Raw genomic sequence first — 25272 nt, forward strand, 5'->3', positions numbered from 1 at the left:
CCCGCGGCAGTGGTCCGGATACGACCCGCTCGGGACGCTGAGCGACACCGCGGCGCGTCAGTGGGCCTCGCCCGATGATTCACGCCGAATTGCGCTCGAGGAAACAAATCTCAACTTATAATTGGCGGCCACATCTTGAGGCGGGCACCTACGTCGGGTTCGGCGCGTGCATGGAGATCGTGGTGCGCAGGTGCTCGTGGTGGCGGGCGGCGTGCTCGCGCAGGGCCGCCGCGTCGCACGCGAGGAAGGCCTCCAGCATGCGTGCGTGCTCGGCGTGCAGGGCGCGGCGATCGGCGAGCGGCACCTGCGCCATCGGCTGGTAGGGCTCGGTGAGGTTCCACGCCGACTCCAGCATCGCCTGCAGCCGGTGCATCCCCGCCGGGGCCACGAGCGCGAGGTGGAACCGGCGGCTCTCGCGGTTGTAGCGCCGCCCGTCCTCGTCCTCCACGGCCGCGGCGAGCGCGTCGTGGGCGTCCCGGGCCCCGGCGCGGGCCTCGCCGTCCGCCTGTGCGACGGCCGCGGCCAGCGCGGCCTGCTCCAGGACGCCGCGCACCACGTACAGCTCGTCGAGCTCGGCCGGGGTCAAGCACGCCACGGTGTAGCCGCCCCGCCTGCGGTGCTCCACCAGGCCCTCGCCGACCAGCGTCTTCAGCGCCTCCCGCACCGGGATCACGCTGACCTCGAACAGCGCCGCCACCTCGTCGGAGGGGATCGCCAGGCCGGGAGGGGCGTCGCCGGCGAGGATCACCCGGCGCAGCTCGCCGAGCACCGCCTCCGGGACACCGGCACGCCGCGAGCGGGCCAACGCCGCGACGAACGTGGAGGCCTCCTCCGGCAGCTTGCGCCGCGGACGTTGCCCGTAACCGGTCACGACGTCACCGTACGGCCGTTGCCGCCCCGAGCACCGCCGCCGACCAGCCCGGGTGGGCGGCCGCGGCGGCCGCCAGCGCGCGCTGCGCCGCGACCGCGTCCCCGCCGACGGCGGTGGCGAGGCAGCCCCGCCCCGGCAGGGGGCTGAGTGACCACCACCCGCCCACCACCGCGCCGGTCGGGTCGGCGCCCCAGACGAGCACCTCGGTGCCCAGCACCCGGCGCCCCGCCAGGTGGGCGGCCGACGCCTGCAGAGCGGCATCGCCGAACTCCTGCTCCTGCACGAGGAGCGGACGTGATCCGTCCCGCACGCGGACGAGGCCGTGGAACCGCCCGGACGGCTCCCCGCTGCGGCCCGCCACCAGCACCTCCCGGCAGCGCAGCCGCGACCCCTCGCCGAGCTCGGCGTGCAGCTCGCCGTGGTGGTCCGCCCGCCGCGTCACCACCGTCGGCTCGGGGAGGAACTGCAGCCCGGCCCCGTCGGCAACCCGGAGCCGGACCACGAGCCTGCTGGGCCTGCCGGCCTGCCCGGGCAGCGCCAGGGTGGCGGCCACCCCGGTGAGCACGAGGTCGGCACCCGGACCGACCTCGACGTCGAGCCCCACGTCGTCGCCGCCGAGCGGGCTCGTGGCCGAGCCGACCATGTGCACGGTGGTGACAGATGAGCGTCCGGCCGCGTTCCCCCGCTGCGGCAGCAGCGCGAGCGGGGGCTGCGAGCGCAGCTCCCGGACCACGCTCCGCCCGCCGGGCCCGCGCTCGACGACGACCCGCGCCCGCGCCAGCACGGATCAGACCCGCACGGCCGCGACCTGCGCGAGCACCCACCCGGCGACGTCCGTTGCCGCCGGGTCGGTCACGAGCGACTGCGCGATGACGGGTAGCTCGCCGCGCATCCGGTGCGCGTCCGAGGTCATGACCTCGAGATCCGCCCCGACGAGCGGGGCGAGGTCGATCTTGTTGATCACCAGCAGGTCGGCGGTGGTGACGCCGGGCCCGCCCTTGCGGGGCACCTTGTCGCCGCCCGCCACGTCCACCACGAAGATCTGCCGGTCCACCAGCCCGCGGCTGAACACCGCGGTCAGGTTGTCGCCGCCGCTCTCGACGAGCACCAGGTCGAGGTCGCCGAACCGCTCCTCGAGCAGTTCGATCGCGTCGAGGTTCGCGGTGATGTCGTCGCGGATCGCGGTGTGCGGGCAGCACCCGGTCTGCACGGCCTCGATCCGTTCCGGCGCGAGCACCGCGTTGCGGCGGAGGAAATCGGCGTCCTCGGTGGTGTAGATGTCGTTGGTCACCACGGCGAGGCGCAGCCGCTCGCCCAGTGCGCGGGCCAGCGCCGCGACCAGCGCGGTCTTGCCGCTGCCGACGGGGCCACCGATGCCGATCCGCACCGCCCGGCCCCGCGGTGCGACGGGATCGTGGCGGTCCGGCTCCGACTCGGTGGGGTCGAGGCTGATCGGGTGGCCGTGTCCGTGGCCGTGATTAGCTGACAAAGAGACGCACCTGCTCCCGATGGTGGTGGACGTGGGCCTGGGCCATGAGGTCGAGCACGGGCGCTCCGGGCGCGGGCAGCCGCTCGGGCGGGTGCGGCACGGCGGCCTCGGCGACGACCGCGTCGAGCACCGGCCGCAGGGCGACCACCGCGGCGTTCACCGCGAACGGGTCGAGCCCGAGCAGCCGCACGGCCGCGGACGCTGCGCCGCTCACCGCCAGGTACGCGGCGCAGTGGGCCGCCTCGGCCGGCGTGCCGCCGTCGATCCCGACGACCGCGCCGACCAGCAGCGGGTGGTGCGGCCGGGGGTGGGCGGCCACCAGGTCGTCGAGCACGGCGGACGGCCACGCGACCCGGGCCGCGCGCAGAGCCGCGCGCCCCTGCGCCCGGGACGCCTCGCGCTGCGCGGCCGACGGCGTGCGGGCGTCCAGTTCGGCGTCCAGCAGGGGGAACGGCGCGTCGGCACGGACCGCCGCGGCGGCGAACGCGGCCGCCACCAGGCCGGCCGTCCGCAGCCGCCCGTGCAGGAACGGCGCGAGGTCGGCCACGCCGGTGACCAGGCCGCGCGCGACGGCCTCCTCCAGCCCGCCGGAGTGCACGTGCCCGCCGCCGGGGAACCGCGCGTCGGCGAGGGCGAGTGCGGCGAGCGACGGCATCAGAAGAGGAAGTAGCGCTGCGCCATCGGCAGCTCGGACACCGGGGCGGGCTCGACCAGCTCGCCGTCGATGCGCACCGCGAACGAGTCCGGGTCGACCCGCACGTCCGGGGTGGCGTCGTTGGCGACCATGTCGGCCTTGAACACCGAACGGGTGCCGGCCACCGCGAGCGCCGGTTTGACGAGCCGCAGGCGGTCCAGGCCGGCGTCGAGCGCGGCGGCGGCCACGAAGTTCCGGCTGGTCTCGGCGGCCACCAGCGGCGCGGCCCCGAACATCGGGCGGGGGAGCACCGGCTGCGGCGTCGGGATGGAGGCGTTGGCGTCGCCCATCTGCGCCCACGCGATGAACCCGCCCTTGAGCACCAGCTCGGGACGCACCCCGAAGAACTTCGGCTCCCACAGCACGAGGTCGGCGAGCTTGCCCACCTCGACGGAGCCGATCTCGTCCGCCATGCCGTGCGCGAGCGCCGGGTTGATCGTGTACTTGGCCACGTAGCGCCGGGCCCGGAGGTTGTCGGCGCGGCCGTCGCCCGGCAACGCGCCGCGGGCGGCCTTCATGACGTGCGCGGTCTGCCAGGTCCGGATGATCACCTCGCCGATGCGGCCCATGGCCTGGGAGTCCGAGCTCATCATCGAGATCGCACCGATGTCGTGCAGGACGTCCTCGGCCGCGATCGTGCTGGGCCGGATGCGGCTCTCGGCGAAGGCGAGGTCCTCGGGCACCCCCGGGTTGAGGTGGTGGCAGACCATGAGCATGTCGAGGTGCTCGTCGATCGTGTTGACGGTGTGCGGCCGCGTCGGGTTCGTCGACGACGGCAGCACGTTCGCCTGCGCGACCACCTCGATGATGTCCGGCGCGTGCCCGCCGCCCGCGCCCTCGGTGTGGAAGGCGTTGATCGAGCGGCCGCCGATCGCCGCGAGCGTCGACTCGAGGAAGCCGGCCTCGTTGAGCGTGTCGGTGTGGATCGCCACCTGCACGCCGGACTCGTCGGCCACGCGGAGGCAGGCGTCGATGGCGGCTGGGGTGGTGCCCCAGTCCTCGTGCAGCTTGAACCCGCCCGCCCCGGCCCGCAGCTGCTCCCACAGCGCGTCGGAGCTGGTGGTGTTGCCCTTGCCCATCAGCAGCACGTTGACGGGCCGGTGGTCCAGCGCCTGCAGCATGCGGCCGATGGCGCGCGGCCCCGGCGTCACGGTGGTGGCCTTGGTGCCCTCTGCCGGGCCGGTGCCGCCACCGGCCAGCGTCGTGATCCCGGCGGAGAGCGCCGTGTCGACCAGGCCGGGCGTGATGAAGTGGACGTGGACGTCGATGCCGCCCGCCGTGAGGATCCGCCCGTTCCCGGCGATCACCTCGGTGGACGGGCCGATGACCAGCGCCTCGTCGACGCCGTCCATCGTGTCCGGGTTGCCGGCCTTGCCGATCCCGACGATCCGCCCGTCGCGCACGCCGACGTCGGCCTTCACCACGCCCCAGTGGTCGAGCACCACGGCCCCGGTGATCACGAGGTCCGGGGCGCCCTCGGCGCTGGTGCGGGTGGACTGGCCCATCGACTCGCGGATCACCTTGCCGCCGCCGAACAGCACCTCGTCGCCGGACGCGGCGCCCCGGCTGCGGTCCTCCGTCACCTCGACGAGGAGGTTCGTGTCGGCCAGCCGGATCCGGTCACCGGCGGTCGGGCCGAAGAGGTCGACGTAGCGGCCGCGCTCGATCGAGGTCACGACGCGGGTCCCCGTTCGTCGAGGGCGCCCGCGTGCTCGGGCCGCAGGCCGGGCACCCGGCGGGCCCCGGCGAGCGGCACGAGCCCGACCTCCCGCTCGACGCCCGGCTCGAACCGGACGGACGTGCCGGCGGGGATGTCGAGGTGCCGGCCCCACGCCGCGGCGCGGTCGAACTCGAGCCCGGGGTTCACGGCGGCGAAGTGGTAGTGCGAGCCGACCTGCACGGGCCGGTCAGCGGTGTTGGTGACCACGAGCGTCGTGCGCTCACGGCCCGGGTTCAGCTCCACGGGCTCCACGCCGGGGAGCACCTCGCCGGGGACCATCAGACGATCGGGCTGTGGACGGTGACGAGCTTCGTGCCGTCCGGGAAGGTGGCCTCGACCTGCACCGAGTCGAGCATCTCGCCCACGCCGTCGAGCACGTCGTCCCGCGAGAGGACTTCCCGTCCGCTCGACATGAGCTCGCCGACGGTGCGTCCGTCGCGCGCGCCCTCCAGCACGTGGTCGGTGATCAGCGCGACCGCCTCCGGGTGGTTCATCCGCAGCCCGCGCGCCTTGCGGGCCCGCGCGACGTCGGCCGCGACGTGGACGAGCAGCTTGTCGCGCTCCTGGGGGCTCAGGTGCATGGGGCCATCCTCACCGCCGATTGTTACTCGGATGCTGCGAACATGTTTCCGGGGCGGACGCCGTGACCCACCGCGTGCACCTGCACCCGGCGCCCGTCACCTGGTCGTGAGAGGGTCACCCGATGAGCGAGCCAACGCACTGGGGCCCGCCACGTTTCGATGCGGCTCCCCGACCGACAGCTCCCTACCCCACGGCGCCCCGCCCTGCGGGCCCGCCTCCCCCGATGCACGACAGGACGGCGTTCCTCCCCACCACGCCGATCCCCATCGTGCGGGCGGAGATCCCCCGACGCCCCGCGCCCCGCCCGGCCGCCGACGACTACGGCGACGATTACGACGACGAGTACTCGTCCCCGCGGCGGCGCACCCGCGGACAGGTCCTCTCCGGACTGGTGCTGCTGGGCGCACTGGTCGTGTCGGCGCTGACGTACTACCTGACTTACGAGACGCTCGCGTCGGTCCACCTGACCTCCAGCGGCACCCTCGGGGGCGCCGGGGGCCAGGTGATGAGCCTGGGCGGGGTGCTGCTCGGCGCCCTCGTGGTGTTCCTGCTGGCGGTGATCGCCCTCGTGATCGCCCGCCCCAAGCTCCTCGCCGGGCTCGGGTTCGCCGCGTCGCTGCTACTGCCGGTCGCCGCGCTCGTCATGGGGCTCTGGTACGGCGGCTCGGTGCTGAAGCAGAACGTCGAGGGCGAGATCGCGAACGCCGGCCCGAAGGTCGCGGCGCAGGGCGCCGCGGCCGTCGGCGACGCGATCGTCGACGAGCTGCAGCGGCACGGGATCGACGCCGGACCGGTGCGGGACCTGATCAGATCGGTCGTGGGGTAGGGCCGACCGCACACATCGAGCCGGCACGGCACACACGCCGGGCGGTCTGTGCGGTCCCTGCTCGAGTTGTGCGGTCGGACGCTGTCGCTAGATCGCCATGGCCGACCGCACGTCGGTGACCGAGTCGGCGCCGCCGCGGCCCTCCGCCGTCACCCGGCCCGAGGTGAGCACGTAGTAGTGGTTGGCGGCGTCCAGTGCGAAGCCGACGTGCTGCTCGACCAACAGCACCGAGAGACCGCCGCGGCGGGCGAGCGCGCGGATCGCCTCCTCGATCTCCGCCACCACGGACGGCTGGATGCCTTCGGTCGGCTCGTCGAGGATCAGCATCCGCGGCTGGGTGATCAGCGCGCGGGCGATGGCGAGCTGCTGGCGCTGCCCGCCCGACAGCAGCCCGGCGCGGCGGGCGAGCAGGTCCTTCAGCGCGGGGAACAGGTCGAGCGCCTCGTCGAGCAGCCCCTTCCCATGCGGCCTCGTGTCGGCCACGACCTGCAGGTTCTCCAGCGTCGTCAGCTGCCCGAAGGACTGCTGCCCCTGCGGCACGTACGCCAGCCCCCGGCGCACGCGCTGGTGCGGCGGGATGCCGGTGACGTCCTCGCCGTCCAGCAGGACGCGGCCCGACCGCGCCGGCAGCAGCCCGACCGCCGCCCGCAGCAGGGTGGTCTTGCCCGCACCGTTGTGGCCCATGACGGCGACCACGGCGTCGGCGGGCACCTCGACCGTGACGCCGTGGATCACCGAGGTGCGGCCGTAGCCGACCTCGACATCGGTCATGCTGAGCACTAGGAAACCTCCCCGAGCACCGTCTCGACCTCGGCCCGCGAGTGGCCGGCCGGGCCCGAGGTAGACCTCCTGCACGCGCGGATCGGCCTGCACCTCACCCACGCTGCCCTCGGCGAGCACCTTTCCGGCGTGCAGCACGGTGACGGAGTCCGCGAAGGAGCGCATGAAGTCCATGTCGTGCTCCACCACCACGACGGTCCGGTCGGCACCGATGCGCCGCAGCAACCGCCCCGTCTCCTCCTTCTCCTCCGCGCTCATGCCCGCGACGGGCTCGTCGAGCATGAGCAGCCGGGCGTCCTGCACGAGCACCATGCCGATCTCCAGCCACTGCTTCTGGCCGTGCGCGAGCACGCCGGCCGGGGCGTCGACCAGCTCCGTGAGGCCGATCGTCTCGAGGACCTGCTCGACCTCCTCCGGGACGCCCTTCCGGCGCCGCAGGAGCGTGAGCGGGCCGCGGCGGTGGCCGGCGGCGATGTCGAGGTTCTGCAGCACCGTGAGCTCCTCGAACACCGTGGCGGTCTGGAACGTCCGCCCCACGCCGAGCCGCGCGATCCGGTGCACCTTGCGGCCGGTGAGCTCGTGCCCGCCGTAGCGGACCGACCCGGTGGCCGGCACGAGCCCGGACACGGCGTCGATCAGGGTGGTCTTGCCCGCGCCGTTGGGCCCGATGAGGAACCGCAGGTCGCCGGGCAGCACCGAGAGGTCCACGCCGTCGACGGCCACGAACCCGTCGAAGCTGACGGTCAGTCCCGTGATCTCCAGGTAGTCCTGCTGCATCAGTTCCCTCCCGACGGGGCCGGAACCGGCTGTGCGGACGGCGCGGGAGCCGCGGGCCGGGCCCGCCGCCACGCCAGCGCCGCCAGGCCGCCGGGCAGGAAGGCGATCACGAGCATGAACAGCAGGCCCTGCGCGTACGTCCAGCCCGACGGGAACTGCTCGGAGAGCGTGCTGCCCGCCCAGGCCACCGCGATCGCACCGAGCGCCGGGCCGAAGAGCGTGGTGCGCCCACCGATCGCGACGCCGATGAGCATCCCGATCGACGGGACGATGCCGACGTCGTTGGGCGAGACGATGCCGACGATCGGCACGAACAGCGCTCCGGCGACCCCGGCCGTGAACGCCGCGACCACGAACGCGACCGTCTTGACGTTGGCCGGGTCGTACCCGAGGAAGCGCACCCGCTCCTCGGCGTCGCGGCAGGCCACGAGCAGCTCGCCGTAACGGCTCACCATGAGCTGGCGGGCCAGCGCGAGCAGGAGCAGCAGCACGCCCGCGGCCGTGAAGAACAGCACGAGGCGGTTGGCCGGGTCGGACAGCGCGAACCCGAAGAAGCCGCGGAAGCCGGACAGGCCGGTGGAGCCGCCGGTTCCCGTCGGGTTGCCGATCAGCAGGATCGCAAAGGCCGCGGCGAGCGCCTGGGACAGGATCGCGAAGTACGCCCCGCGGACCCTGCGCCGGAACGTCGCGAGCCCGAGCACCGCGGCCACGGCGGCCGGCAGCAGCAGGATCGCGAGCAGGGTGACGACCTCGGAGCGGAACGGCTCCCACCACCACGGCACGCCGTCCGACGAGATCAGCGCCATGAAGTCGGGCGTGCCGCCCGGGCCCGCGTCCGCGAGCTTCAGGTGCATCGCCATCAGGTAGGCGCCCATCCCGAAGAACACGCCTTGACCGAGCGTCAGCATCCCGCCGCGGCCCCACGCCAGCCCGATCCCGACCGCGACGATCGCGAAGCAGAGGTAGCGGCCGAGCTGGTCGAGCCGGAACGGGCTGAGCGCGAGCGGGGCCACGGCGAAGAGCAGCACGGCCGCCACGGCGAACGCGGCGGGCACGGCCCAGCGCTTGTTCATGCGAGGCTCCTCGTCCGAACGGTGAAGATCCCCTGCGGCCGTACCTGCAGGAACGCCACGATCAGCGCGAACACCAGCACCTTCGCGATCGACGCCGTCGTGGAGTACTCGATCCAGCTCTGCGCCACGCCGAGCAGGAACGCGGCGATCACCGCGCCCCTGATCTGGCCGATCCCGCCGACGACGACCACGAGGAACGCGTCGACGATGTAGGACGTGCCGAGGTTGGGTGAGATCGAGCCCATCAGCGTGAGCGCCACGCCCGCGACGCCGGCGAGCCCGGAGCCGATGAAGAAGGTCAGCCGGTCGGTGGCGCGGGTGGAGATCCCGGAGGTCTCGGCCAGGGGCCGGTTCTGCACGGTGGCGCGGATCCGCCGCCCGAGCGCTGTGAACCGCAGCGCCGCGGCGAGCGCGAGGAACGCCGCCACGGCGAGCAGCAGGATGAACAGCCGCGTGCGCGGGAACGAGAACCCGAGCACCTCGACCGGCCCGGAGAGCCAGCCCGGCGCCGGGACGTCCACGCCCGCCGTGCCGAAGACGTCGCGGGCGAGCTGCTGCAGCACGAGGGAGACGCCCCACGTGACGAGCAGCGTGTCCAGGGGCCGGTGGTACATCCGCCGCAGCAGCGTGGCCTCGAGCACCACCCCGAGCACGCCGCCCACCGCGAAGGCGATCGGCAACGACACCAGCAGCGACAGCCCCGCGGAACCGAGCACGTTCTGCATGACGTAGGCGGTGTAGGCGCCGGCCATGATGAACTCGCCGTGCGCCATGTTGATCACGCCCATCTGACCGAACGTCAGCGCGAGGCCGAGCGCGGCCAGCAGCAGGATCGAGCCGCCGGACAGGCCGTTGAAGACCTGCGTGACGAGGACGGCCACGTCAGCTGGCCAGGCCGGAGGCCCACGGGTAGGTCTTCAGGTACGGGTCGGGCTCGATCGGCTTGCCGGAGGACCACTCGGTGTGGATGAGGCCGTCGGCGCCGATCTTGCCGATGAGGGCGGTCTTGGCGATGTGGTGGTTCTCGCCGTTGACGGTGACCGTGCCCTCCGGGGCGTCGTAGCTGACGCCGCCGGCGGCCGCCTGCACGGCGGCGACGTCGAACGAGCCGGCCTTCTCGACCATGCCCTTCCAGAGGAACAGCGACGTGTACGCCGCCTCCATCGGGTCGGACGTCACGCGGCCCGCGCCGTACTTCGCCGTGAAGGCGTCGACGAACTGCTGGTTCGTGGGCGTGTCGATCGTCTGGTAGTAGTTCCAGGCCACCGGCTGGCCGACGATGTTGTCCACGCCGATGCCGCCGACCTCCTCCTCGGCGATCGACACGCTGATCACCGGCATGGTGGCCGGCGTCAGGCCGAGGTTCTTGTACTCCTTGAAGAAGGCGACGTTCGAGTCGCCGTTGAGCGTGTTGAACACCGCGCCCGCGCCCGCGTCGCGGACCTTCGCGACGATCGTGGCGAAGTCGGTGTGGCCGAGCGGGGCGTACTCCTCGCCCTTGATCTCGATGCCGGTCGCGGCCGCGTACGCCTTGATGATCTTGTTGGCGGTCTGCGGGAAGACGTAGTCGCTGCCCACGAGGAACAGGCTCCTGACGCCCTGCTCCTTCAGGTAGTCCAGCGCCGGGATGATCTGCTGGTTCGTGGTGGCGCCGGTGTAGAAGATGTTCTTCGACGACTCCAGGCCCTCGTACTGCACCGGGTAGAACAGCAGCGAGTCGTTGCTCTCGAACACCGGGAGCATCGCCTTGCGCGACGAGGACGTCCAGCCGCCGAACACCGCGGCCACGCAGTCGCTGCGGATCAGCTTCTGCGCCTTCTCGGCGAAGATCGTCGGCTCGGACGCGCCGTCCTCCGCCACGACCGCCAGCCGCTTGCCCAGCACCCCGCCCGTGGCGTTGATCTGCTCGGCGGCCAGCGAGAGCGAGTCGAAGACGGTGTTCTCGCTGATCGCCATGGTGCCGGAGCGCGAGTTCAGGAACCCGATCTTGATCTCGCTGCCCGACGTGTCGACGCAGGACGCCGGGGCCGCGGCGCCGGCCGGTCCGGCGGCGTCGACGCGGGCTCCGCAGGCGGACAGCACCAGGCCGGCCGCCAGCAGCGCGGCGGCCCGGATGGCTCGGCGAGATCGAGTTGTGGTCACGGGCGAACCTTTCCGAGGGCGACGGGGCTCGGCCGAACGTAGGAACGCGATGTTTCGCCCGTGATCGGATCAGGTGAACACGATGTGTCCTGGCCCCTCCGGCACGTCAGGGGCGGACGAGCAGCCAGTCGGTGGTGTGCCGGTACCACGTCCTGCGGGGCAGCGGACGCGGATGGGGCACGCCGTCGGCCACGACGATCGTGGGCTCGCAGCCCACCTGGACCGCCCGGCCCAGGGCAGAACCGGTGCCCCGGGGTGCACGGATGGGCACGGGTCGCACCTGCCCGTCGGGAGCGCGGCCGGTCCGGCCCGCCCGCACGGCGACTCCCTCCGGACCGGGGGCGACGACGAGCCTGCGCGCGTGGCCGCGCAGCACGAGCGTCTCGTCGCAGTAGCACTCGCCGCGGATGTCGCGGATCTCACCGCGGCCCACGAGCACGCCGCCCGTGTCGTCGCGGACGAGCGGCACGGGCGATGCGTCCCCCGCCAGCGCCAGCCTCGCCGCCGCGGCTCCGGTCGGCAGTCCCCACGCCGCGGTCGCGGGCGAGCGCCGCGCCGGCAGGTAGGCGATCTCGACGTCGAGCCGCTCGGTGCGCAGCAGCCGCAGGAGCACCGCGGCGAGATCGGCGTCGGTGCCCGCGACCACCACGCGCCGCGGGTCGTGCTCGGCGAGAACGGGGTCGACGTCCGTGCGCCCGGGCCGAGCGGGCAGGACCACCGAGTGGGCCACGGCCGCCACCGCAGCGAGCGGACCACCGGGGCGACTACCGTGCACGGGGAGCCGCCGGGCCTGCCCCTCATCGGAGCAGGTCAGCAGCACCACGTCCGAATCGATCGGGCTCACTGATCGGTTACCCTTCCCCGCCGCGGACGAGGCGCGGCCAGGACTGGAGTTTCACATGCCGGCGATCGTGCTGATCGGCGCCCAGTGGGGCGACGAGGGCAAGGGCAAGGCCACCGACATCCTGGGTGGTCAGGTCCAATGGGTGGTTCGTTACCAGGGTGGCAACAACGCGGGCCACACGGTGGTGTTGCCCACCGGCCAGGACTTCGCCCTCCACCTCATCCCGTCCGGGATCCTCACGCCCGGTGTGAAGAACGTGATCGGCAACGGCGTGGTGGTCGACCCCGGTGTGCTGCTCGACGAGCTGTCCGGCCTCGAGGCGCGTGGCGTGGACACGAGCAACCTTCTGATCAGCGCCGATGCGCACTTGATCATGCCGTACCACGTGGCGATCGACAAGGTCACCGAGCGGTTCCTGGGCAAGGCCAAGATCGGTACCACCGGGCGCGGGATCGGCCCCGCCTACCAGGACAAGGTGGCCCGCGTCGGCGTCCGCGTGGCGGACGTGCTCGACGAGAAGATCCTGCACCAGAAGGTCGAGGCCGCCCTCGACTACAAGAACCAGGTGCTGGTGAAGGTCTACAACCGCCGCGCGCTCCAGGTCGACCAGGTCGTCGACACCGTCCTCGCGCACGCGCGCAAGTTCGCCGACCGCATCGCCGATACGCGCCTGCTGCTCAACAAGGCCCTCGAGGCGGACGAGACCGTGCTACTCGAGGGATCGCAGGGCACCCTGCTCGACGTCGACCACGGCACCTACCCCTTCGTCACCAGCTCGAACCCGACGGCAGGCGGCGCGGCGGTCGGTTCCGGCATCGGGCCCAACCGGATCACCAGGGTGATCGGGATCCTCAAGGCCTACACCACCCGCGTCGGCTCCGGGCCGTTCCCCACCGAGCTGCTCGACGCGATGGGCGAGCACCTGCGCAAGGCGGGCGGCGAGGTCGGCGTCACCACCGGCAGGCCGCGCCGTTGCGGCTGGTTCGACGCGGTGATCGGCCGCTACGCCGCCCGCGTCAACGGCATCACCGACTTCTTCCTCACCAAGCTCGACGTCCTCTCCGGGCTGGAGACGGTGCCGATCTGCGTCGCCTACGAGGTCGACGGGCGCCGGGTCGACGACATGCCGATGACCCAGACCGACGTCCACCACGCCCTGCCGGTCTACGAGGAGCTCCCCGGCTGGTTCGAGGACCTCTCGGACTGCCGGACGTTCGACGACCTCCCGGCGAACGCGCAGGCCTATGTGCAGCGGATCGAGGAGCTGACCGGCGCTCCGGTGAGCGCGATCGGCGTGGGTCCCGGCCGGGAGCAGACCATCACCCGCGAGTTCTGACGCGCTCCGCCGCGGCCGGAAGGCCGGGGCGAACAGGAGCAGGACCGCCACCACGGCCAGCGTCGCCCCGGCCACCACGCCCGCCTGCCCGGGCAGCGGTGGCCGGTGCGGCCAGCCCAGCAGCATCACGCCCGACGCGGCGGCGACCGCCCCCGCCAGGAGCGGTGTGGCCGACCCCAGAGCGGCGTGTGATCGAGATCTGGCTCGGGTCACGGGGGATGAATCGACCGAACACCTCCCGGCGTTGCACCGATCGGCGGTGTGTGAGTGCGCGTGTGAGCCCGGTGCCGGCAGCTCACGTTGGTGTGTCAGCGATGAGGGTAGTGCGCGAGTTGTCGCTCAGGCGGCGCAGTTGCCCGTGTCGACCTCGCGGCGCAGGCTGTTGGCCGCCTGCACCGCCCCGGACACCTGGTCGACGGTGAGGACGAAGCCGGTCTCCTGGTCGTCGAGCGCGGCGCCGAAGACGACGCCGATCACGCGCCCGTCCGGCGCGATCATCGGGCCGCCGGAGTTGCCGGAGCGGACCACGGCCCGCACCGTGTACACCTCGCGGGTGACCTCGCCGTCGTCGTAGATGTCGGGGCCCTTGAGCCGGATCATCGACCGGACCTTGGCGGCCGTGGCCGTGTACGGGCCGTCGAGCGGGTAGCCGACGATGATCGCGTCGTCGCCCGCGGAGGCGGCCTGGGAGTCGAACGGGAGCGGGTCGGCGTCGAGGTCGGGGACGCGGAGCACGGCGACGTCCACCGCGGGGTCGTAGAGCACCACCTCGGCGTCGAGCTCCTGCACCCGGCCGCGCCTGCCCACGACCTCCACGCCGGTCTCGGCAGTGCCCGCGACGACGTGGGCGTTGGTCAGGACGAGCTCCGGCGCGATCACGAACCCGGTGCCCTCGAGCTGCCTCGCGCACGACGGCGCCCGGCCGCGGACCTTGAGCACGCTGCTCGCGACGTCGGCGACGATCGGGCTCTGCGCGAGCGCGGCGTCGGGCACCCCGACCTCGGTGATCGGGGTCTCGGCGAACGGGCTCAGCACGTCCGGGAAGCCCGAGTTGTTGAGCAGCTGCCGCAGCTCCTCGGGCAGCGCCTTGGCCGCCTCGGGCATCACGTTGTCGACCGCGCGCAGGACCTCGGAGCCGCGTACGCCCGCGGCGAGCCCGGGGAAGCTGGCGGAGGCGAGCGGGAGCGCGACGAGCCATGCCGCCACCACCACCGTGATCGCCTGCAGCACCGAGCCCAGCGTGGAGTCGACCTGCAGGGAGCGCTGCCCGGTGATGCGGTCGCGGATGCGCCTGCCGAAGAACACGCCGGTGGTCTCGCCGAGCGCCACCAGCAGCACCACCACGACGATGCTGACGATCACCCGCGTGGTGGGTGCCTCGACGCCGGCCGCGAGCAACGGCGCCAGCCGCACGCCGAGCACCGCGCCGGTGAGCACGCCGACGAACGACAGCAGCGCAACGGCCATGCCGTGGCGCCACCCCGAGACGGCCGCGACCAGCGCGAGCAGGACGACGACGAGATCAACCCAGCTCACGTCGCCCCTGCCCCCACCCTCACGATCCTGCGACCTCCTGGCGACCGGCCCTCGCCGCCGACCACGCTGCGTCGAGGTCCATCACCCGAGTGGTGTCCCACGGACGCGCCCATCCGCCCCTATCCAACAGCGCGGACAATAGGCCCCCGGTGAAACCCCAGACGAGCAACCCCGCCGTGACGAAAGCGGGACCGAGGAACCCGGAAGAGTGACGGACCCGGATCCGGTGGGCCGGATCGGCGAGCTCGGACAGGGGCACCCGTACCACACTGGCCGTTTCCCGCGGGTCGACCGCGTGCACCGCCACCGGGCGCGCCCAGTGGGCGAGCACCGGCGTGACGATGAACCCGGACGGCGGCACGAACAGGTCGGGGAGCACCGCGAGCGGCACCACCCCGTCGGGCTCGACCCCCGCCTCCTCCTCCGCCTCGCGCAAGGCCGTGGCCACCGCATCCGCGTCGCCCGGCTCGGAGCCCCCGCCGGGGAACGCCACCTGCCCGGCGTGCTCGCGCAGCGTGCTGGCGCGCTCGACGAGCAGCACGTCCGGGCCGTGGCGGGGGTCCTCGCCGAAGAGCACCAGCACGGCCGCCCGCCGCCCGTGCGCCGGCGGCGGCAAGCGGTGCTGCACCAGCTCGGCGGCGTCGACCCCTCGGACGCCGGACAGCAGCGGGTGCAGCCACTCCGGCGCCCGCTCCGGGCGGAGCGCACCACTGTCCGGAGCGGTCACGAGAGCCGTTCCACGGCGGCGGCGACCTCGTCGGCGGTGCGGAACGGGGTGGGCGGCTCGACCCGGGCGGCCGTGCCGTCGGCGCGCACGACGTACGACGCGGGCAGCGCGGGCGGCACATCGAGCGCAGCGCGCAGGGCGCCGTCGGCGTCGATGACCGACGGCAGCCTCACGCGGAGCTCGGCGAGCAGCGACAGCGCAGCACGCGGGTCGTCGCGGGTGTCGACCGTGAGCACCGGGACCGCGCCAGGACGCGCCGCGTACTCGGCGATGGCCGGCAGCTCCTCCCGGCAGGGCACGCACCAGGACGCCCAGACGTTGACCAGCGCCGGACGGCCTGCGAGCGCCGCCCCGACGTCGACGGGGCCGGGCGCACCCAGGCACGGGGCGGCCACCCCGGCGAGCGGACCCGCCGGGGCCGCACCGGTGGGGCCGGGGCACGGGATCGGTCCCGCGGCCGCCCGGGCCCCGGCGAGGTCGGCGTCGGAGACCTGCACCTGCTCCACGCTCCCAGCGGCCTGAGTCGCGGGCCCGCGATCACGCGGCCACAGCGCGACCACCGCCACGGCCGCGAGCAGCGCGACCACCAGCGTGGCGACCACCTCCGAGGGGCGCACCCGGAGCTCACCGCTCACGGGGCGTCGGCGTCCTCACCGCCGGCCGCGGGAGGCGCCTCGTCGTCGGGGATACCGACCATGGCGAGCAGGTGGGTGCGCGACGGGCCCTTGACGAGGGCGGCGGCCTGAACCGGGTCGGTGGGGCCTGCGCCGTACGCCGGGCAGTCGGCGGAGAGCGAGCACGCGCCGCACGCCGGCTTCCGGGCGTGGCAGACCCGGCGGCCGTGGAAGATCACGTAGTGGGACACCATCGTCCAGTCCCGCTTGGGCACGAGCGCACCGACCGCGTGCTCGACCTTGACCGGGTCCTCCTCGCTCGTCCATGCCCACCGCCGCACCAGGCGGCCGAAGTGGGTGTCGACCGTGATGCCCGGGATGTCGAACGCGTTGCCGAGGATGACGTTGGCGGTCTTGCGCCCGATCCCGGGCAGCGCCACCAGCTCCTCGAGCGTGTGCGGCAGCACACCGTCGTGCTTCTCGACGACGGCGCGGCCCATCCCGATCAGCGAGTTGGCTTTGTTCCGGAAGAACCCGGTGCTGTGGATCATCTCCTCGAGTTCGGCGCGGTCGGCCTGCGCGTAGTCGAGCGCGGTGGGGTAGCGCCGGAACAGCGCGGGCGTGACGGAGTTGACCAGCTTGTCGGTGGACTGGGCGGACAGGATCGTGGCCACGGCGAGCTCCAGCGGTGTGGTGAAGTCGAGCTCGCAGTGGGCGTCGGGGTGGGTGGCGGCCAGCGTGCGCAGCATGCGGCCGACGCGCCGGGCCTTGCCCAGCGCGGGCTCCCCCGCTGCGACCCGCTTGGCGAGCCGGGCCGCGCTGCGTGCCGTCGCGGTGGGCCCCGTTGCGGTGGGTGCTGCCGGCGTGCTCCGGGAGGCGATCGTCACGCTACGAGCGTACGGAAGGCGTCCGACACCCGGTGACTCCGCCGGGCCCTCGGCGCCCGAGCGGTCACGCAGGGTGGCGGTCGACATCACGAAACCGTAACGGGATGGGAACTCGTCGACCCCCGCGGCGAGTTGCTGCGCGCGGTGCGAGACCATCTGACGCGATATGACTGCCTGGTTGTCCGTCCTCGTGCCGCTGCTGGTGATGTTCTTCGCCCTCGGGATGGAGCGCGTGGAGTCCCGGCTGCGGGAGACGACGGTGCGTCCTGAAGAGGTCGAAGAGCTCCTCGAACGGCCCCGGCCGGACGAGGTCCGGGCCCTCTTCCGGCAGGGGTCGAGCCGAGCACTCGAGCTCTTCCGGCTGCGCAACCGGGGCTCTCGTGGCCGCAAGTCGGCCCGCCGCGACAAAGCGGCTTGACCGGGCCACGAGGGCGAGACCGGGTGGAAGTCGCCCGGTCGGGCAGGGATTTGGACGGCCACGGCGTCACACAGGGTGCGCGAAGCCCCTAGACTGACCGGCCGGTGATCCGGCCGCGGGGCCGCGGCCTGGGACGAGGAGCGACGCAGTGGACGAGGTACTGATCCGCGCAGGGATTTTCCAGGGTGTTGAGCCGCACGCGGCCGAGGCGCTGGCCCAGGCGCTCGAGCCCGCGGAGTTCCCGCGTGGACACGTGATCTTCGCCGAGGGTGAGCCGGGCGACCGGCTGTACATCGTGGGCAGCGGCAAGGTGAAGATCGGACGGAAGTCGCCCGACGGCCGGGAGAACCTGCTCATGGTGGCAGGCCCGTCGGACATGTTCGGCGAGCTGTCCATCTTCGACCCGGGCCCGCGCACCTCGTCGGCCACCACCGTCACCGAGGTCCGGGCCTACACGATGGACCGCCAGGCACTGCGGGAGTGGATCGGGAAGCGGCCTGAGATCGCGGAGCAGCTGCTGCGCGTGATCGCCCGCAGGTTGCGGCGCACCAACAACGCCCTCGCCGACCTCATCTTCACCGACGTCCCGGGCCGCGTCGCGAAGGCGCTGCTGCAGCTCGCGCGCCAGTTCGGCTCGCAGGAGTCCGGGCTGCTGCGCGTCACGCACGACCTCACGCAGGAGGAGATCGCCCAGCTCGTCGGCGCGAGCCGGGAGACCGTCAACAAGGCGCTCGCCGACTTCGCCCACCGCGGCTGGCTGCGCCTGGAGGGCAAGAGCGTGCTGATCCTCGAGCCGGAGCGGCTCGCCCGCCGCGCCCGGTAGATCCCCGACCTGACCATTCGAACGGCACCGCTTCGCGGTGCCGTTCGTCGTTCGTGGGCGAAACTATTGGTACGGCCGTACCAGAACATGCGACCCTGTGGCCATGTCGTCCTCAGCGTCGCTCGCCGACTACCGCGCCGCCCTCACCGCTCCCGGTGCGGCGGTCCCGGTCCTCGCCTCCGCCGTCGGCCGGTTCCCGATCGCGATGCTGCCGCTGGCCACGCTGCTGTACGTCCAGCACGAGACCGGGTCGTTCGCGGTGGCCGGGCTGGTGTCCGCGGGGCAGATGGTCGGGGTCGCCTCGGGTGCGGTCGCCCAGGGCAGGGTCATCGACCGGCTGGGCCCGAGCAGGCCGCTGCTGCTGATCGTCGGCGTGTTCGTGCTGGCGGTCACCGCGCTGGTCATCGCGGTCGAGACCGCGCAGCCGGTAGCGGTGCTGGTGGCGCTGGCGACGACAGCGGGGATCGTCCGGCCCGCGCTGGAGGGTGCGTCCCGCTCGCTGTGGACCACGCTCGTCCCCGCGGGACCCGCCCGATCGGCCGCGCTGACGTACGAGGCCATCAGCCTGGAGGTCTTCTTCATCCTCGGCCCGGCGATCGCCGCGTTCCTCGTGGCGGCGCCGTGGCCGGGCCTCGGCCTCGCGGTGGCCGGCACCGCGATGGCACTCGGGGCGGGGGCCTTCGCGCTGAGCGGGCCCGCCCGCCGCGTCGGACGTACCCCCGCCCACGACGGCGTGTCGCTCCTGGGTGCGCTCGCCCGGCCAGGGATGCGCACGGTGGCGCTCGCCGCGCTGGGATTCGGGCTGGTCATCGGGTCGGTCGAGGTCGGAGTGCCCGCGGTCACCGCTGCGGCAGGCTCACCCACGCTCGGCGGCGTGCTCCTGTCGGCGTGGTCGATCTCGTCGGTGCTCGCCGGCGTGCTCTACGGGATGCGCCCCTGGCCGCGCCCGCTGCACCTGCGGATGCCGGCGCTGCTCGGCGGTTTCGCGGTGCTGGTGGCCGCGATGGCCCTCGTCGGGCCCAGCGGCTCGATCGCGGTGCTCGTGATCACGATGGTCCTCTCGGGGGCGCTGATCACCCCCCAGGTCACCGGGCACTCCCTCGCCGTCGACATCGCGGCGCCGCCCGGGGCGGCCGCCGAGGCGTTCGGATGGGTGATCACGGCGGCCACGCTCGGGATCGCCACCGGCCAGTCCAGCGCCGGGATCGTGGTGGAGGCGTTCGGCCCGCCCGCCTCGTTCGTGTCCGGTGGCATGGCAGGGGTGGTGCTGGCTGCGGTGCTGTGGTTGCGCCGGGCCACCCTGCTCCGGCACCCGGTGGGGTCGTCGACGGCGGTGGCCTGACGGGGTCAGGCGCCGCGCAGGTGGTCCAGCTGCGCGCGGACCGAGAGCTCGGCCGCGGGCCAGAGCACCTGGTCGACGTCGGCGTAGACCACCTCCACCACCTCGCGGGGGGTCGCGTCCGCGCCGAGCCGGGCCAGCGCGTCCCGCACCTGCTCCAGCCGCTCCTCGCGGTGGGCGAGGTACGCGGTGGCAACCGTGTGCGCGTCCGGCAGCTCGGGGCCGTGGCCGGGCAGCACCGCGGTGGCCGGAGCGAGCTCGGTGAGCCGGCGCAGCGAGTCGAGGTAGGGGCCGAGGGCGCCGTCCGGGTGGGCGATCACGGTGGTGCCGCGGCCGAGGATCGTGTCGCCGGTGAGCACCGCCGGACCGGCGTCCGGCCCGGCGAGCAGGAACGACAGCGAGTCCGACGTGTGGCCCGGCGTGGCGACCACCCGCAGCTCGACGCCCGCGGCCGCCACGACGTCGCCGTCGCCGAGCGCCTCCGAGCCGAGCACGAGCGAACGGTCGAGGGCCCGCACCGGCGCGCCCGTGAGCTCGGCGAAGCGGCGTGCGCCGCCCGCGTGGTCGTGGTGGCGGTGCGTGAGCAGCACCAGCTCCACCGGGCCTTGCGCGGCCACCCGCCGCAGGTGCGTGTCGTCCTCCTCACCGGGGTCGACCACCACGCACGACTCCTCGCCCGGCGCCCGCAGCACCCACGTGTTCGTGCCGTCGAGCGTCATCGGGGAGGGGTTCTCGGCGAGCAGCACCGACGCCAGCGGCGTCACCGGTCGCAGCACGCCGTACGCGGGCGCGCTCATGCGGGCCGGCCCCGGAAGCCCGCGGCGGGGACCTCGGTCTCGTCGGGCAGCACGGCGACGAGCCGGCTGCCCTCCCTGCGCACCGTCGGCGTGATCGGGCGGATCGTCCGCTCCGCCGCCGCGGCGAGCACGGCGGCGCTCCCGCCGAGCCCGGCGATCTCCTGCAGGGTCCGCGCCGTCGGCGCCATCAGCTGCATCTCGTCCTCCTCCCAGCGTTCGAGCGCTTCGTCGGGGTGCCACCAGAGGGCCTCGACCGCCTCCGTGGTGTGGGCGTCCGCCTCCTGCCCGTCCGGCACCAGCGCCACGAAGAACGCGGTGTCGTAGCGACGGGGCGAGTCCCGCGGCGTGATCCACCGCGCCCAGGGGTGCAGCAGGTCGGCGCGCAGCACCAGGCCGGTGGCGGCCAGCACCTCGGCGAACGTCCGCCGGCGCGCGACGACCTCGGCCCGGTACCGCTGCAGGCCTGCGGGCGTGCCGGGCCCGGCCAGCAGCACACCGCACTCCTCGAAGGTCTCGCGGACCGCCGCGTGTACGAGGGCACCGGCGAGGTCGGTGTCGACCCCGAACCGTTCGGCCCACCACCGCGGCTCCGGACCCGCCCAGCGATCCGGGTCGGGCCGGTCGCTCGCGTCCACCCCGCCGCCGGGGAACACGGTCATCCCGCCCGCGAACGGCATGCCCGCGACGCGGCGTTGCAGGAAGACCTGTAGCGGGCTGCGTCCGCGCCGGGGTCGGGGATGATCGCGCACCAGCAGTACGGTCGCGGCCGGGCGCGGGACGACCGGTGCGGAGGGCATCTGACGCAGATTAGCTGGCGTCGCGGCAGGATGTGCGCCATGGATCGGCTGCGAGTGGGTCTGGTCGGCGCCGGGCCGTGGGCCCGTGCGGTCCACGCACCGGGCCTCGCGGCCCACTCCGGCACCGAGCTCGCAGCCGTGTGGACGCGCAGGCCGGAGGTCGCGGCCGGGCTCGCCGAGGAGTACGGCGCCCGCTCCTACCCCGACCTCGAGGTGCTGTTCGATGCCGTGGACGCCGTCGCGTTCGCCGTGCCGCCGCAGGTGCAGGGCCGGTTCGCGCTCTTCGCCGCGGCCGCGGGTAAGCACCTGATCTGCGAGAAGCCGCTCGCCGACACGGTGGAGGACGCCCGTGCGGTGGTCGAGGCCGTCGAGCGGACAGGGGTGCACTCGACGATGGTGCTGACCCTGCGGCACGCGCCCGCCGTGCGCGACTGGCTCGCCGAGATGCCGCCGGAGCCCGCCGGGCCGGACACCGTGGCGTCGGCGCGCTGGATCTCCGGTTCGCTGCTCGGCGGGCCGTACTGCACGTCGTCGTGGCGCGCCGAGCAGGGTGCGCTGTCCGACCTGGGACCGCACGTGATCGATCTCCTCGACGCGGCGGTCGGGCCGGTCGTCGACGTGCCGTGGGCGCGGCACGACCAGCCCGACCTCTGGCGCTTCGGGCTCCTGCACTCCGGCGGGGCGCAGAGCAGCGTGACGTTGTCGACGCGCGTGCCCGTCGACCCGTCGGAGATCGAGTTCACGGTGCTGGGCGGCGCAGGGCGCCACCGGCTCGCCGGCCGCGGCGCCGACGCCGCCACCTGCTACGCCGCCATGCTCGACGAGCTCGTGGCCGCCGTCGGCGGCTCCGGCCCTCCGCCCGCCCTCGACGCTGCGCGCGGCCTGCGCCTGCAGGAGCTGGTGGCCGCTGTCCGCGCCGCCGTGGACGGAGCTCAGCCGGTCTAGTCGGACGGCGAGCCGCGGTGGCTGCCGTTGGTGGGCGCCCCGTTGGTGATGCGGCCGATCCGCTGCCGTCGGCCCTCGAGGAGCTCGGCCTGGAGGCGGGCGAGCAGCTGGCGGTCGGCGTCGCTCAGGCGGGAGATCGAGTCGGGGCGCAGCCCGAACTCCTCGCGGTCACCGCCGTCGCGCCCGGACGGCTCGTCACCGGTGTCCTCCGGCTGCTCGCGCTCGGTGCCGGATCCGGTCGGCGCCGGTTCGTCCGCGAAGCGGTGCCGGGGCACCGGCCGCGGCGCGGGACGGCCGGGGTCGACGTCCTCGACGGGCTCCGGCTCCGGCCGCTCGTCGAAGGCCGACGGCGCCATCGCCCAGGTGCCGGAGAGCCACTCCTGCGACCACTCGTCGTCCTGCGGGGCGGCGGCGGGCTCGGGCCGTCGGTCCGCAGGCCGCGGAGCTCCGGGGCCGAGTGGGTCGTCCTCCGGTCGCGTGGGGTCCAGCAGCGGTGCCAGCAGCGGTCGGTGCAACGGCCCGTTCAGCGGATCGCTCAGCGACTCGAAGGCCGGCGTGTCCTGCCGGGGCGGCTGCGCCTCCCGGGGCTCCTCGGGGCGCTGGTCGACGCCCGGTTCGAGCTCGTCGCGGTCGTCCTCGACGCGCCGCAGCGGCGGGCGTTGGTCGGCGACCGGCAGCGGCCGCGGGATCGGGTCGGGCCCGGTGCGCCGCACCAGCGGGATCGGGTTCTGCGCTGGCCGCGAGATCGGTGTGACGGTGGGGCGGGGCCGGTTCGAGCGTGCCGACAGCGGCGTGGGCCGCGCCGGGCGCGAGTCGTCGCGCACCGGGAGGGGCCGGGGCGCCGCGAGCGGGTGCGGCGACGGCGGTTCCGGGAACGACTCCTCCGCGTGGGCCGCCGGGGCCTCCTCGTCGTCCTCCTCTTCCTCGTCGGCCCGGTCGACGTGGTCCTCGCCGGCGTAGCTGTCGCCGTCCTCGAACCCGTCCTCGTCGTCCTGCTCGTCGTCCTCGTACTCGTCGGCGTCGTCGGGGCGGTGCCCCGGCTCGGGGGTCAGCCGCGCCGTGGCGGACTCGGACCCCGCGGGTGCCGGGCTGCCGCCTGCCGGCTGCAACCGCGCGGTGGCCGCGGCGGAGTTCTCCGCGGTCGCGTGGTCGTCCGCGCGCGGTGCACCGTCACCGGGGTGCCGCGGCGCCGGGGACGGCGGCTCGGGTGCGAGGGGGTGGGGTTCGGGGGCGAACCGGCGCGGTGGACGGTCGACGGGCGGGGCGAGCGCGTGCCGCTCCACGGGGGGCGCGGGCGGCGGCGCCGGGACGGCGGACTCGGCCTGGGGGGACGGGCGCCACGGCCCGTCGTCTGCGACGTCCTCCCGCAGCTGCACGGCGGCGTCGAGCGCCGCGGCGTGGTAGGCCGGCACCGCGCCGTCGGCCGGCAGCACCTCGACCGACGCGGGCGCGCCGGCCCGTTCGAGTGCGGCGCCGAGCTGGTAGGCGAGCACCTCGGCCCGCCGGGTGCGGTCGTGCACCCGGACCAGGACGACCGGGTGCGGGAGCGGCCCCGGCGCCGTGCCCGCGGGCGTGAGCCTGCGGGCGAGCAGCACGCTGCAGCCGATGAGCGGGCGGGCCGGGAACTCGAGGAGCGCGCCGGCGACGGGGTCGCTCCCGCGGGGTGCGGCGAACCGGTGCTCGGTGCCGGTCTCGGCGTGCGGCGGCGGGAGCGCGGCTGCGGGCCCGAGATCGGTGCGGGCGGCGTGGGCCGCCGCGACGAGGGCGGAACGCACCGCCGGCGGCAGCACCGCCCGCGATGCGACCAGGCTCGCGGTGAGCATCTCGACGGCGCGGGCGTCCTCGCCGAGGGCGACCAGCTCACGTGCCCAGCGCAGCAGGTCGTCGTCGACCCGTCCGGCCAGCGCCAGCAGCAGGTCGTGCGTCGTGCCCGACGTCGGGTCCTCCACCTGGCCTCCTCCCCTCGTGTCGGTCGCTCCCCTCACGCGCCGACCAGCGCTGTGGCGGATCGCCACAGCGGCCTGGATCCGATGATGGCCGCCTGGTGGTACGAGGAGCGCTCCCCGTGCGGTGGGAGCACCTCCACGCACGGTGTGCGGTCGCCGTGGGCGCGCATCACCCGCTGGAGCGTGCCGGCGAGCTGCCACGGCCGTTCGGCGCCCAGCACGAGCACGATCCGTTGCGAGTCGCGCCACGACTGGCGTAGCTCGACGCACCCCGGGTGACCGCGGACGACCGCGAGCACGGCGAGCGCCGGCGTGTCCACCGCACCGTCGCCCGGCTGGAACGCGGCGCGGGTGGCGGGTGGCTCCGCCGCCGGCAGCACGGCGTCGAGCAGCGGATGAGCCGATCCGACGGACGTCTCGAGGAGGTCGCGCTCGGCGTCGGTGATGCCCACGCGGTGGCGCAGCAGTTCGCGGGGCAGCGTGGAGCCGAGGACCTCCCGCCCGTCGTCGGCGAGCCAGTCGCGCATCCGCCACAGCAGCTCGTCCGGCAGCCGGCCGGCGAGCCGCAGGAGCAGCTCGTGGCTCGCGGCGTACGAGTCGGTCACGACGGAGCCAGCTCCACGACCAGCTCGACCTCCACCGGGACGCCCAGCGGCAGCTCGGCCACCCCGACGGCGGACCGCGCGTGGCTGCCCGCGTCGCCGAAGATCTCGCCGAGCAGGTTGGACGCGCCGTTGATCACCTTCGGCTGGTCGGTGAAACCGGGCGCCGACGCGACGAACCCGACGACCTTGACGACGCCGGCGACCGCGTCGATGCCCACCAGTGCGTCGACGGCCGCGAGCGCGTTCAGCGCGCAGATCCCCGCCAGCCCGGAGGCCTCCTCGGCGCTGATCTCGGCGCCCACCTTGCCCAGCGCGGCCGGCTTCCCGTCGACGAACGGCACCTGGCCCGCGGTGAACACCAGTTGGCCGGAGCGGCGGGCGGGGATGTAGGAGCCCGCGGGGGCGGGCACGGCGGGCAGCACGATGCCCAGCTGGTCGAGGCGCTGGCTCGGGGTGGCCATGGCGTCAGCCCCGCACCGGGCGCTTGAACCACGCCACGAGCTGTTCGGGATTGGCGCCGGTGGTGACGGTGACGAGCTCCCAGCCGTCGCGCCCGAAGTTGTTGAGGATGGCCTGGGTGTTGTGGATGAGCACGGGAGCGGTGAGGTATTCCCACCTGACGTCCGACGAACCGGGGGAGGTCATGACAGGTCACTGTAGCCAGCGCCTCACCCGCTGGGGCGGCCGGTCACGTCCTGCCTCCG

At 74.1% G+C, this 25272-nt stretch carries 28 protein-coding genes; 6 read left to right on the top strand and 22 right to left on the bottom strand.

Features of this window, described 5'->3' with window-relative positions; translation table 11 throughout:
* Positions 1-148: 148 nt before the first annotated feature.
* The 7 genes from ABEA81_RS15150 to ABEA81_RS15180 are packed head-to-tail and all read right to left on the bottom strand — an operon-like array spanning position 149 to position 5355.
* Positions 149-871: a GntR family transcriptional regulator gene (locus ABEA81_RS15150; protein ID WP_345605707.1), complete on the bottom strand. Its 723-nt coding sequence runs from the start codon at positions 869-871 to the stop codon at positions 149-151.
* A 4-nt stretch (positions 872-875) separates the two neighbouring features.
* Entirely contained in the window at positions 876-1655 is a 780-nt protein-coding gene (locus ABEA81_RS15155) for an urease accessory protein UreD (RefSeq protein WP_345605708.1), read from the bottom strand.
* 3 nt (positions 1656-1658) lie between these two features.
* On the bottom strand, positions 1659-2360 hold the full coding sequence (ureG, locus tag ABEA81_RS15160; RefSeq protein WP_345605709.1) for an urease accessory protein UreG: 702 nt from the start codon (positions 2358-2360) through the stop codon (positions 1659-1661).
* Entirely contained in the window at positions 2350-3015 is a 666-nt protein-coding gene (locus tag ABEA81_RS15165; RefSeq protein WP_345605711.1) for an urease accessory protein UreF, read from the bottom strand. The genes ureG and ABEA81_RS15165 overlap by 11 nt, the downstream gene beginning before the upstream one ends.
* Positions 3015-4730: an urease subunit alpha gene (locus tag ABEA81_RS15170; protein ID WP_345605712.1), complete on the bottom strand. Its 1716-nt coding sequence runs from the start codon at positions 4728-4730 to the stop codon at positions 3015-3017. Before ABEA81_RS15170 ends, ABEA81_RS15165 begins: the two co-directional genes overlap by 1 nt.
* On the bottom strand, positions 4727-5053 hold the full coding sequence (locus ABEA81_RS15175) for an urease subunit beta (RefSeq protein WP_345605713.1): 327 nt from the start codon (positions 5051-5053) through the stop codon (positions 4727-4729). The genes ABEA81_RS15170 and ABEA81_RS15175 overlap by 4 nt, the downstream gene beginning before the upstream one ends.
* On the bottom strand, positions 5053-5355 hold the full coding sequence (locus tag ABEA81_RS15180; RefSeq protein ID WP_345605714.1) for an urease subunit gamma: 303 nt from the start codon (positions 5353-5355) through the stop codon (positions 5053-5055). The genes ABEA81_RS15175 and ABEA81_RS15180 overlap by 1 nt, the downstream gene beginning before the upstream one ends.
* A gap of 224 nt (positions 5356-5579) precedes the next feature.
* Between ABEA81_RS15180 and ABEA81_RS15185 the strand changes: the two genes are divergently transcribed.
* Positions 5580-6182, top strand: coding sequence for a hypothetical protein (locus ABEA81_RS15185; protein ID WP_345605715.1), 603 nt, complete (start codon positions 5580-5582; stop codon positions 6180-6182).
* A gap of 87 nt (positions 6183-6269) precedes the next feature.
* Here the strand turns inward: ABEA81_RS15185 and urtD are convergent, their stop codons facing one another.
* The 5 genes from urtD to ABEA81_RS15210 all read right to left on the bottom strand — a co-directional run bounded on the left by urtD (position 6270) and on the right by ABEA81_RS15210 (position 11798).
* Positions 6270-7739, bottom strand: a complete 1470-nt coding sequence (urtD, locus tag ABEA81_RS15190; RefSeq protein WP_345605716.1) for an urea ABC transporter ATP-binding protein UrtD — start codon at positions 7737-7739, stop codon at positions 6270-6272.
* On the bottom strand, positions 7739-8812 hold the full coding sequence (gene urtC, locus ABEA81_RS15195) for an urea ABC transporter permease subunit UrtC (protein WP_345605717.1): 1074 nt from the start codon (positions 8810-8812) through the stop codon (positions 7739-7741). The genes urtD and urtC overlap by 1 nt, the downstream gene beginning before the upstream one ends.
* Positions 8809-9693 carry an urea ABC transporter permease subunit UrtB gene (urtB, locus tag ABEA81_RS15200; RefSeq protein ID WP_345605718.1) on the bottom strand — a complete coding sequence of 295 codons (885 nt, stop codon included), beginning with the start codon at positions 9691-9693 and terminating at the stop codon, positions 8809-8811. Before urtB ends, urtC begins: the two co-directional genes overlap by 4 nt.
* A 1-nt stretch (position 9694) precedes the next feature.
* A complete protein-coding gene (gene urtA / locus ABEA81_RS15205; protein WP_345605719.1) occupies positions 9695-10954 on the bottom strand; it encodes an urea ABC transporter substrate-binding protein in 1260 nt (419 codons plus the stop codon).
* Positions 10955-11060: 106 nt separating this feature from the next.
* Entirely contained in the window at positions 11061-11798 is a 738-nt protein-coding gene (locus ABEA81_RS15210; RefSeq protein ID WP_345605720.1) for a hypothetical protein, read from the bottom strand.
* 55 nt (positions 11799-11853) lie between these two features.
* Here ABEA81_RS15210 and ABEA81_RS15215 point away from each other — a divergent pair, with 55 nt between their 5' ends.
* On the top strand, positions 11854-13134 hold the full coding sequence (locus tag ABEA81_RS15215; RefSeq protein WP_345605721.1) for an adenylosuccinate synthase: 1281 nt from the start codon (positions 11854-11856) through the stop codon (positions 13132-13134).
* A gap of 339 nt (positions 13135-13473) precedes the next feature.
* On the opposite strand, the gene ABEA81_RS15220 is transcribed toward ABEA81_RS15215, so the two are convergent.
* Genes ABEA81_RS15220 through nth form a run of 4 tightly spaced genes read right to left on the bottom strand, consistent with a single transcriptional unit; the run spans position 13474 to position 16898 of the window.
* Complete coding sequence (locus ABEA81_RS15220) at positions 13474-14670, bottom strand: MarP family serine protease (RefSeq protein WP_345605722.1); 1197 nt, start codon at positions 14668-14670, stop codon at positions 13474-13476.
* 19 nt (positions 14671-14689) lie between these two features.
* Positions 14690-15397, bottom strand: coding sequence for an NUDIX hydrolase (locus ABEA81_RS15225; protein WP_345605723.1), 708 nt, complete (start codon positions 15395-15397; stop codon positions 14690-14692).
* Positions 15394-16032, bottom strand: a complete 639-nt coding sequence (locus ABEA81_RS15230) for a TlpA family protein disulfide reductase (RefSeq protein WP_345605724.1) — start codon at positions 16030-16032, stop codon at positions 15394-15396. Before ABEA81_RS15230 ends, ABEA81_RS15225 begins: the two co-directional genes overlap by 4 nt.
* Positions 16029-16898, bottom strand: coding sequence for an endonuclease III (gene nth, locus ABEA81_RS15235; RefSeq protein ID WP_425570560.1), 870 nt, complete (start codon positions 16896-16898; stop codon positions 16029-16031). The genes ABEA81_RS15230 and nth overlap by 4 nt, the downstream gene beginning before the upstream one ends.
* 166 nt (positions 16899-17064) lie before the next feature.
* Here nth and ABEA81_RS15240 point away from each other — a divergent pair, with 166 nt between their 5' ends.
* The 3 genes from ABEA81_RS15240 to ABEA81_RS15250 all read left to right on the top strand — a co-directional run bounded on the left by ABEA81_RS15240 (position 17065) and on the right by ABEA81_RS15250 (position 19481).
* Positions 17065-17316 (top strand): hypothetical protein, encoded by a 252-nt coding sequence (locus ABEA81_RS15240; RefSeq protein WP_345605726.1) that lies wholly within the window; start codon positions 17065-17067, stop codon positions 17314-17316.
* Positions 17317-17464: 148 nt separating this feature from the next.
* Complete coding sequence (locus ABEA81_RS15245) at positions 17465-18139, top strand: Crp/Fnr family transcriptional regulator (protein ID WP_345605728.1); 675 nt, start codon at positions 17465-17467, stop codon at positions 18137-18139.
* A gap of 103 nt (positions 18140-18242) precedes the next feature.
* Complete coding sequence (locus tag ABEA81_RS15250; RefSeq protein WP_345605729.1) at positions 18243-19481, top strand: MFS transporter; 1239 nt, start codon at positions 18243-18245, stop codon at positions 19479-19481.
* Positions 19482-19486: 5 nt separating this feature from the next.
* On the opposite strand, the gene ABEA81_RS15255 is transcribed toward ABEA81_RS15250, so the two are convergent.
* Together ABEA81_RS15255 and ABEA81_RS15260 are read right to left on the bottom strand one after the other, a co-directional pair.
* Positions 19487-20275: an MBL fold metallo-hydrolase gene (locus ABEA81_RS15255; RefSeq protein ID WP_345605730.1), complete on the bottom strand. Its 789-nt coding sequence runs from the start codon at positions 20273-20275 to the stop codon at positions 19487-19489.
* Positions 20272-21072, bottom strand: coding sequence for an NUDIX hydrolase (locus ABEA81_RS15260; RefSeq protein ID WP_345605731.1), 801 nt, complete (start codon positions 21070-21072; stop codon positions 20272-20274). The genes ABEA81_RS15255 and ABEA81_RS15260 overlap by 4 nt, the downstream gene beginning before the upstream one ends.
* A gap of 39 nt (positions 21073-21111) precedes the next feature.
* Here ABEA81_RS15260 and ABEA81_RS15265 point away from each other — a divergent pair, with 39 nt between their 5' ends.
* The gene (locus ABEA81_RS15265; RefSeq protein WP_345605732.1) at positions 21112-22017 is read left to right on the top strand and encodes a Gfo/Idh/MocA family protein; all 906 of its coding nucleotides are present in this window, start codon (positions 21112-21114) and stop codon (positions 22015-22017) included.
* Here the strand turns inward: ABEA81_RS15265 and ABEA81_RS15270 are convergent.
* The 4 genes from ABEA81_RS15270 to ABEA81_RS15285 are packed head-to-tail and all read right to left on the bottom strand — an operon-like array spanning position 22014 to position 25213.
* Positions 22014-23966, bottom strand: a complete 1953-nt coding sequence (locus ABEA81_RS15270) for a hypothetical protein (protein ID WP_345605733.1) — start codon at positions 23964-23966, stop codon at positions 22014-22016. The genes ABEA81_RS15265 and ABEA81_RS15270 overlap by 4 nt on opposite strands.
* 32 nt (positions 23967-23998) lie before the next feature.
* Positions 23999-24568 (bottom strand): hypothetical protein, encoded by a 570-nt coding sequence (locus tag ABEA81_RS15275; RefSeq protein WP_345605734.1) that lies wholly within the window; start codon positions 24566-24568, stop codon positions 23999-24001.
* Complete coding sequence (locus tag ABEA81_RS15280) at positions 24565-25029, bottom strand: RidA family protein (RefSeq protein WP_345605735.1); 465 nt, start codon at positions 25027-25029, stop codon at positions 24565-24567. Before ABEA81_RS15280 ends, ABEA81_RS15275 begins: the two co-directional genes overlap by 4 nt.
* A 4-nt stretch (positions 25030-25033) precedes the next feature.
* Complete coding sequence (locus ABEA81_RS15285; RefSeq protein ID WP_345605736.1) at positions 25034-25213, bottom strand: DUF4177 domain-containing protein; 180 nt, start codon at positions 25211-25213, stop codon at positions 25034-25036.
* Positions 25214-25272: the final 59 nt, after the last annotated feature.

Source organism: Pseudonocardia adelaidensis (genome assembly GCF_039543345.1).
Lineage (GTDB): Bacteria > Actinomycetota > Actinomycetes > Mycobacteriales > Pseudonocardiaceae > Pseudonocardia > Pseudonocardia adelaidensis.